7 protein-coding genes are annotated in these 9,247 nt (G+C 48.2%); 5 read left to right on the plus strand and 2 right to left on the minus strand.

The window, feature by feature from the left end; translation table 11 throughout:
- Positions 1-159: 159 nt before the first annotated feature.
- A complete protein-coding gene (locus tag E0496_RS22920; protein WP_141504106.1) occupies positions 160-906 on the plus strand; it encodes a class I SAM-dependent methyltransferase in 747 nt (248 codons plus the stop codon).
- A 2-nt stretch (positions 907-908) separates the two neighbouring features.
- Positions 909-1,946 carry an MBL fold metallo-hydrolase gene (locus E0496_RS22925; protein WP_141504355.1) on the plus strand — a complete coding sequence of 346 codons (1,038 nt, stop codon included), beginning with the start codon at positions 909-911 and terminating at the stop codon, positions 1,944-1,946.
- On the opposite strand, the gene E0496_RS22930 is transcribed toward E0496_RS22925, so the two are convergent.
- Positions 1,943-3,556: a response regulator gene (locus E0496_RS22930; protein ID WP_141504107.1), complete on the minus strand. Its 1,614-nt coding sequence runs from the start codon at positions 3,554-3,556 to the stop codon at positions 1,943-1,945. The genes E0496_RS22925 and E0496_RS22930 overlap by 4 nt on opposite strands.
- A gap of 78 nt (positions 3,557-3,634) precedes the next feature.
- On the minus strand, positions 3,635-5,362 hold the full coding sequence (locus E0496_RS22935; protein WP_141504108.1) for a sensor histidine kinase: 1,728 nt from the start codon (positions 5,360-5,362) through the stop codon (positions 3,635-3,637).
- 268 nt (positions 5,363-5,630) lie between these two features.
- On the opposite strand from E0496_RS22935, the gene E0496_RS22940 reads away from it, so the two are divergent.
- From E0496_RS22940 to E0496_RS22950, 3 genes are all read left to right on the plus strand, one after another.
- Positions 5,631-6,485, plus strand: coding sequence for an ABC transporter permease (locus E0496_RS22940; protein ID WP_141504356.1), 855 nt, complete (start codon positions 5,631-5,633; stop codon positions 6,483-6,485).
- Between the two features lie 23 nt (positions 6,486-6,508).
- The gene (locus E0496_RS22945; RefSeq protein ID WP_141504109.1) at positions 6,509-7,387 is read left to right on the plus strand and encodes a carbohydrate ABC transporter permease; all 879 of its coding nucleotides are present in this window, start codon (positions 6,509-6,511) and stop codon (positions 7,385-7,387) included.
- Positions 7,388-7,514: 127 nt separating this feature from the next.
- Positions 7,515-9,245, plus strand: coding sequence for an extracellular solute-binding protein (locus E0496_RS22950; RefSeq protein WP_141504110.1), 1,731 nt, complete (start codon positions 7,515-7,517; stop codon positions 9,243-9,245).
- Positions 9,246-9,247: the final 2 nt, after the last annotated feature.

Here is a 9,247-nt window from a genome sequence, read left to right on the forward strand (position 1 = left end):
ATTCCAAGTTGGATGATCTGGATAAGCTTCCATAGTTTGTGTTGAAAACCAAAAATTATGCCTGTTCCATTCCGCTTTGCCAGCATGTTCGAATTCAAGTACAATGAAACATACAGAAATAATGGCAGTGCGTACGCCCTTAATGAAGGAGAACAAGGAATGAAACCATGGTACGAACAGAGCTTCGGCTCCGATTATATGCTTGTCTATAAACATCGTAACTGGGAAGAAGCCAATAAAGAGGTTGGCAAAATGATCGGATGGCTGCAGCTGCCACAGAAAGCAAGGGTGCTTGATATTGGTTGTGGCATGGGAAGGCATGCGCTTGCTATGGCGAGATGCGGCTATGCAGTTACCGGCACCGATTTGTCTCCTGTCCTGCTCGAGGAAGCGAGGTTGCATGATGAGGAGGGCCAAGTCAACTGGGTCCCTGGGGATATGCGAGAGCTGCCGTTTGAAGCGGGAAGCTTTGATGCGACGGTGAACCTATTTACTTCCTTTGGCTATTTCTCGCTAGAAGATGACAATGTTCATGTGCTTCGGCAAATACGAAAAGTATTGCAGCCGGAAGGCTCGTTTCTAATCGATTTTCTTAATCCTATTCATGTGGCCCAAACCTTAGTTCCCCGATCGGAACGTTTAGACGAAGAAACCGGTTTACATATTTTAGAGGAAAGAGCCATTCTGAATGGTTGGGTACAGAAGGAAATTACGGTATATGATCCGCGAAAACAGGAAGAGCAGAGACAGTATTTGGAGCGGGTTAGGCTGTATCAGCGGGATTGGTTTGAGCGGAACCTCGCCCAATGCAGTCTCGGACTAGAAAAGATTTACGGAAATTACGACGGCTCTGCCTATGAGCAGGAAGCTTCGCCGCGGATGATTATGACGGGAAGGGCGCTATGATGATGACTAAGCAGCAAGATGAAGCCAAGGCGGACAAGCCCTCAAAGGCACGGGAGATCGGCAAGGCCATTTTGCAGGAAGGCTGGATACAGGTAAAGGTGCCTGTCCCTTTCTCGCTCAGATGGGTGAACAGCTATTTGCTCCCAGAAGAAAGCGGCTATACGCTGATTGATCCTGGCCTTCGTACGGAAGCGGCCCTTGGCGTCTGGACTGACGTGATGCAGGACCTCGGAATAGAGTGGACGGATATTAAGCGAGTTGTGCTAACCCATCAGCATCCGGACCATTACGGGCTTGCTGGTTATGTGCAGGAAAGAAGCGGCGCACCAGTTTATATGACCCGTAAGGCCCATGCTTATACGGTTAGGCTTTGGGGAATTAAAAGCCGGTTTTCCGAAGAGCTTCAGGCGCTTTATACAGACCATGGCATGCCTGCAGAGCATAGATCGGCAATTGCTGAAAATTTGGAAACGTTTGTGGAAATGGTGACGCCTCAGCCTTCCGTTACCTACTTTGAGCCAGGGAGTAGCATGGCTCTTGGCGGCTTAGAGTGGAATGTGATCGATGCGCCTGGCCACGCGAAAGGGCAGGTGTGCTTTTATCAGAAGGATAGGCAGTGGATGATATGCGGAGATCAGGTGCTTCCCCATATTACGCCGAATGTGAGTGTCGTGCCCGGGGAGGGCGGCGATCCGCTTAATGATTTTCTGGTTAGTCTCGAGCAGTTGAAATCCTATGAAGTGAAGCTTGCTTTTCCGGGGCATCGCGATCCTTTTTCGAATTTCGAAGGCAGAATTACGGAGCTTCAGCAGCATCATGAGCGCCGGCTGGACAAGATGGTGGCCATGCTCGCCGAAGAGCCCCGCACGGCTTATCACATGTGCGAGGCTCTGTTTGGCAGCAGGCTCAATGGCAATGCCCATCAATTAAGATTTGCGATGTCGGAGACGCTTGCTCACCTGGTTTATTTGGAGAATGGCGGAAGGGCTTCCTCGGAGCTTGTGGACGGCGTCTACGTATACATTGCGCACGCTTCTTAGCGGTCACGGAATTCCTGAGGCGTAATGCCATATCGGTCCTTGAACACCTTGATGAAATAGCTTGTTTTCAGATAGCCTACCTTGGCTGCAATTTCATAAATTTTATCGGGCGTTGTGCGAAGTAAATGCGCCGCGGTTTCCATTTTGAGCCGGGACAAATAATCGCTAATGCCTTCGCCCGTCTCCAGCTTATAGATTTTGGACAAATACGAAGGGTTAAGAAAAACATGGGAGGCGATCGATTGAAGCGATGCATCCTCCAGATGGCCAGCCACATATTCCTGCACCTTCTGTACAGTGCTCGAGCGGGAGTGCTGCACCCTGCTGCTCATATGGCCGCGATAGGCATCAATGATTGCCGTTGTCCAGGAACGGAGCTGCTTAATGGTATGGAACTGAGGACCACTAAGCAGTTGATTGAACTCCCCGCCCATAATATCCGCCATCCAGAGCTTGTTCTTGTGGATCGAGAAGCTGAGTGAGCTGACGATCATGAAGTAGGTTTCCAGAATATGCTCATGCGATTCTCCCCAATTAAGCTCAAGCTCCTCGAAGGCAAGCCTCAGCTTCTCCTCGATAGCCTCCCATTGTCCGGCCTCCAGCAAATGGATGAGCAGCGGAGGATTATACAGGTGAGAGAGGGAGTTGGCTTCGCCGTGCTCTGCCTCCTCTGTCAACGTTAACAGAAATCCACGCTCGCTGCCGATTCTCTGCCTGAAGTTAATGATTGAAAAATCATAGGTATCGTGAAGCTCGCGCGGAAATGCCTCCTGCTTTGTAAGGACAAGCGATACCGTTCCTTTTAAATATAGCTTTACGTAATGCTGAAGCTGTGCCGCCTTCTGCTCAACCAGGTGAAGGAGCGGGGGATGCTCGGCAGAACTGGCGTTTTTACTCATAATAAGAAAAATAAAGTAACCATGCTCGTCCTTCGTATGCCAAAGCCTGTACTCCTCGGCAAATATTTCTTCAGCGATATTGCTAACCGCATATTCCAGCAAGGCTCCATCACGGTCCGTCTGTTCATTGAAATAGTCCTCCATCCGGAGCAGCATCATGCAGTAAGGAGAGCCTGCCTGGAATGGAAGATCGAGCATATCGAGCTTTCCCTGCAGCTTCTCCTGGCTGTAAGCCTGCCCTTGCAGGAGGGAGAGGAGCAGATGATTCCGCAATATAGGCAAATTATCCTTCAGGGACGCCAGCGCGCTTTGATGGGAGCTGATTTCCTTCCAATGCTCTTCAAGCTGATCGGCGGCTTTCTTCACGGCCTGCAGCAATTCCTCGTCCTCGGCAGGCTTAAGCAAATAGTCGCTGGCTTGGTGCTGGAGCGCTTTTTTGGCATATTCAAAGTCGTTGTACCCGGATAACAAAATACATTTCACATTGCTCCAGGAAGCGCGAATCTGTTCAATTAAATCAAGCCCGGAGAGTCCGGGCATATGAATATCCGTTATGACGATATCAATGGGTGTCGTATTCATAATCTCTATTGCCTCATGGCCAGAGTTCGCTTGGTATACCGTATCTACGCCAACGGTGCTCCATGGCAGATTGCTTGCCAGATCCTCGACGAGATCCGGCTGGTCGTCAACAATTAATAGTTGATACATGATGAACAGCTCCAATCCTATTATGCATTTGTAAAAGCTCTTACGCTGGACTAGGCAGATGAGGTGGCCCAGAATCTACTATTGCTTCACATTCGGCCAACTGAGATAGACAGCCACGCCCGCCTCGGGACGGATACGGAAGCTGATGGAGGCCTCAGGCCCAAATTGATAGAGCATGCGCTGCCGGATGTTCCACAGCGCGCAGCCGCTGGTCTCGTCAGGCGGATTCATAATTTTTCTCTCCAGTTCCCGCAAGCCCTCTTCCGATATGCCAATGCCATTATCCTCTACAATGATCGTATGGTAGCGGTCATTGCTCTCACCGGAAATCGTGATGATGCCATCCCCGTCAAATCGCTCGATGCCATGCAGCACCGCGTTTTCTACGACCGGCTGCAGTAGCAGGCGCGGAATTTCGATGCCCAGTATCGCATCAGGCACTTGGATGCGGTAGGACAGGTGTTGGATATGGAATTGCTGGATTTCTAAATAGCTCTCTACCAGCTGGAGCTCCTCTTTGAGCGTGGCGGTCAGCTTCTCAACACGAGTCGTATAACGGTAATAAGTGGATAGATGCATCGCAAGCTTCATGACCGATTCCTTCTTATCCAGCCTAGCCAGGCTGCGAATGAGCGCAAAACAGTTGTATAGGAAATGTGGATTAATTTGCGATTGCAGCTGCTTGACGTTTGCTTCGCGTCGCCTGAGTTCCTCCACGTAAACCTTCTGAATCAGCTGCTCTGTATTGGCGGCCATATCGTTAAAACGCTGAAACAAATAGGTGAATTCGTTTTTCGGATTCGCTGTAATTCGTGCGGCATAGTTGCCTTCCTGCAAACGTTTGACGCTTCGGATTAGAAGGGCAATAGGGCGCTGGACATTGCGATATAGCAGGTACCCTGCGAGCAAGCTCATGATCAAGAGCAAGCCGACGGAGCCATAGAACAAACTTTGGCTTTTGACGATTGGCTTTAATATATCCGCCAGCGGAACATAGTCAATTAAATACCAATCAAGCGTTTTCACATGGGCGGAGGTGACAAGGAAATCATTTCCCTTAATCGTAATAATTTGATTGGATGCTTCCTGGACGTTCCCTTTCAAGATTAGCGCCTTAATCGTCTCGGTCATTTCCCGGTCCGCCGTCCGGTTCTTGATCGTCGCCCCATCAGCATGAACCAGAAAGGGGTCCCCCTTGCCCGCCAGCTTGAACGTATCCAAATCTTTAATCAGATGCTCCTCGGGAAAAGAGATTTCAACGATAATGCCGGCTTTCTCGATATCGGTAATTTTGTTCGTAGGCTTGACGATATGCCTAACGAACCGATTTTGCTTCATGCTTTGAATCGTCATTTCCTCGTATTTCCAGGTGCGCGTCAGTATTTTCTTGATCGATTCAAGATCATAGGAAAGATAAGTATTGGTCGATACGAGCTGCTTGCTCGCAGGCGCCGTGATGCTGTACTGCGTATCCCAGCGCTGAGCTACGTTGAGTAGCCGAAGACGCTCCAGAATGCGCAGCTTTTCGTCATTTCGCTGGTAGGAGCTTTCGATCAGATGCAGGTTTTGCAGCTGCTGGATATGAATATCCTCGCTCAGAAGAAAGCCGAGCGTAGATAGTGTAGTCACGCTCCTGTCGATTTCATTGGCAAGGAATGTAATATCCTTTTGCTTCAACGACTGCATTTCCTCCTTAATGACGTCGATGCTTGTCCGAATAGAAAGCGTATACAAAACAATAATCGGAATGAGCAAAAGTATGAATATCGTAATCATTTTGGCAAACGTGTTTTCTCGTAAACGCATGCGTGAACCCTCTCTTTTGATCGAAATTAAGCTAGATAAGTCTACAAAGTGGCATGCTTCCAAAAATCGTGGTCTATAGAACAGGAGAGACTGCTGATAAAATTAATCATACAGGAGAGCTGATAAAACACAAATCAAAATTTGTTTGGAAAGGGGCAGAACAGTGGAAAGTGCGCTAAACGAACCGCTGCAGCAGGGGACAAAACAAACACGAAAGAAGGAAAACAAAACCAGAGAACTATTTAGCCGCACTTGGCCCTTGCATCTTATGCTGCTTCCGGCAGCCATCATCACCTTCATCTTTGCATACGTGCCCATGAGCGGATTAATTATGGCCTTTCAGGATTTCAAGCCGTATGACGGCATGTTCCGCTCGAAGCTTGTTGGGCTGGAGCATTTCCGCTTTATGTTCGAATACCCGGACAGCAAGCAGGTCATTTGGAACACCTTGATTATTTCAGGGCTAAAAATCGTCTTTGGCCTGGTGGTCCCATTCACCTTCGCGATCTTGCTGAACGAGGTTCGGAAAATGTTTTTCAAACGGGTTGTCCAAACGCTCGTGTACCTTCCGCACTTTATCTCTTGGGTAATCCTCGGGGCGATTTTGACGGATATGCTGGGCAGCAAAGGAATTGTGAACCAACTGCTCAACAGTATCGGCATGGATTCGATCTTCTGGCTGGGCGAGGGCAACTGGTTCCGCTTCACCGTCGTGGTCAGCGATATTTGGCAGAACTTCGGATTCAACACGATCGTATTCCTTGCTGCGCTCTCAGGCGTTAACCCTTCGTTATACGAGGCTGCTGAGGTAGACGGCGCCACGCGCTGGAAGCAGACGCTGCATATTACGGTCCCGTCGATGATTCCGATCGCAGTGGTCGTGGGTACGCTGTCGCTGGGCAACATTTTGAACGGCGGCTTTGACCAAATCTTTAACCTTTACAATGCGCTCGTTTACGATAAGGGTGACATTATCGACACGTTCGTGTATCGGACTGCGATATTGAACGGCCAATACAGCTTCGGTACGGCAGTGGGATTATTTAAATCCATCATCGGGCTGGTCATGATCGTATTCTCTTACCGGATGGCCTACAAATATGCCGGCTACCGCATTTTCTAAGAAAGGGAGGAAGGAGACAGAGCATGTATCACAAAACATCAGGCTATAAGGTTTTCTCGGTATTCAATTACGTTTTGCTTGCCGTTATCTGTATTTCCTGCGTCATTCCGCTCGTTCATATTCTTGCCGTAAGCTTGAGCGCGAGTGCGCCGGCAAATGCCAATCTGGTGAAGCTATGGCCTGTAGGCCTTAACTTTGACGCTTATGCCAAGACGTTAAACAACGATAATTTTCATAATGCGCTGTACATGGGGCTTAAACGGACAGCCCTTGGTACTGTCGTTGGCATGTCGCTAATAATCCTGGCCGGCTATGCATTATCCAAGGATGGCCGGATTTTTAAGAGCCGTTCCGTCTACACTTGGTATTTTCTCTTTACGATGTTGTTCAGCGGTGGTATTGTTCCTTCGTACATGCTTATTCGCAACTTGGATTTGATGAACACGATATGGGCGCTCGTGCTGCCTGGAGCGATCAATGTTTTTAATATGGTGCTTCTGATGAACTTCTTCCGGGCTGTACCGAAGGAGCTTGAAGAAGCATCACTCATTGATGGGGCAGGACAATTCCGGACGCTCTGGAGCGTGTTTTTACCGATATCGATGCCCGCATTAGCGACGATTTCACTATTTACAATGGTTACACATTGGAATTCATGGTTTGATGGCTTGCTTTATATTACAGATTATAGAAAATATCCGTTATCAACCTTTTTGCAAACGATTATTGTACAGCAGGATTTTAATAAAATAAATCCGGATGTCAATGAGCTGAAGCATATCTCCCAGCGCACCGTCAAATCTGCGCAAATCTTTATCGGGACGCTGCCGATCCTGCTCGTTTATCCGTTCCTTCAGCGTTATTTCGTGAAAGGCATCATATTGGGAGCGGTTAAGGAATAGCGCAAGAAAAAGGCATCAATAACAAAATTGTGGTCTTTCGGTCATGAATAACGAGCAGTATATTGGTAATAAGCGATATAACATATATCGTAATTAATAACAAAATATAACTTACGGGGGTAAAGGCATGAAGAAGTGGCTTTCGGTCTTATTGGTACTATCATTTATGCTCGCAATTGCGGCATGTTCGGGCAACAACACGAACAAGGGAACAAATTCTCCGGCAACCAACAAGCCGGGCAATGAACCTGTCCAAACGGAAGAGGGCAATAAAGAAGGTTTTGTAGACGGGAAATATACGACACCGATTACATTGACGACGGTTTGGGGACTTAACCAAAACGGTTCCGTCTTTAAAGAAGGCGAATCGATCGAGGATAATGTACATACCCGTCTGATCAAAGAAAGACTAGGCATTGACATTAAATACAACTGGGTAGTTACGAACACGAATGACGCTTACAAAACGAAGCTGCGCCTGATGCTGTCATCCGGCGAGGAAATGCCTGACGTGGTTACCTACCGCGGAGACATGGAAACGGTTAATATGCTGATTGACTCCGGCCAATTTATGCCAATTGGCGATCTGGTGGACAAATACGCAAGCGATACGTATAAAGCAGGTCTTGATCTAGATCCAACGATCTGGCTGCCAATTAGCCGCGGTGGAGAGAAATTGGCGCTGCCGATTCTCGATTACGCTTACAACGCGGACCATGTGATGTGGATTCGTGAAGATTGGCTGACGAAGCTGAATCTTAAAGCGCCAACGACGCTTGCTGAGATGGAAACCGTGATGGATGCATTCGTTAATGGCGATCCGGACGGTGACAGCAAGAAAAACACGATCGGCCTTGCCACGGGCTTCAAAAACGGCTTCGCTAACTGGATGACCGATATCGGTTTTGTGTTCGGCGCGAACGGTACGATGCCAGGCCAATGGAATCTTGCGGCTGACGGTACTCTTGAGCATGGCTCTATCAATCCGGCAGCTAAGGATGCCCTTTCTACTTTGAAAACTTGGCTGGAAAAAGGCTACATTTCGCAAGATTCCGCTTTGCTTGACGAATCGACAGGCTCCGAGCTGTTTACGAAAGGCGAAGCAGGCATTATGTTCGGACCGAACTGGCTTCCAGCTTGGCCATTCCCGGATCTTCTGAACAATGTACCGGGTTCGAAATACAAAGCTTATCCGGTTCCTGCAGGTCCTAATGGCAAAATCGGTTCCGCAGGCGGAAATCCTCCTGCCAATGGTTACCTATTCGTAAACAAAAAAGCAAAAAATCCGGAAGCTATTTTGCACTACTATAACTGGTTCTTCGAAAATATGGCTAACCCGCAGCCGGGCAGCGAGTTCGAGAAGGGCTTCGCGGAAGGCTACGATTACGCAACGCTTCCTGACGGATCGATTACGGCTGATATCGCGAACCACCCTGATCTCTTCCCAGGTCTGAAGGATCAAACGGCGCCACCGCTTTACTACACGCTGACTTATGAAGGCGCTCGTATTCCAACGCTATACGCAGAGACACATGTTAAGCTTGCTGGCGGCGCAGAGGCGGTAACGCCTTACGAGAAGCAAGAGTTCAATACCCGTCTTAAAGAGAACACCGATGCGATGAAAGTTGTCATGGACCAAAAGGATATCCGCATGAAAAACTACTATATGGGACCTTTGACTGAAACGATGCAAAGCAAAAATGAACTGCTTAACAAATTGCTGAACGAAACGTTTAACAAAATTATTTATGGACAACAACCGCTGGAGTCTTTTGATACGATGGTTGCTAACTGGAAAAAATCAGGCGGCGAGCAAATTACGAAAGAAGTCAACGATTGGTACAACAGCGTAAAATAAAC

It is taken from the genome of Paenibacillus luteus, assembly GCF_006542765.1.
In the GTDB taxonomy this organism is placed as follows: Bacteria; Bacillota; Bacilli; order Paenibacillales; family Paenibacillaceae; genus Pristimantibacillus; species Pristimantibacillus luteus.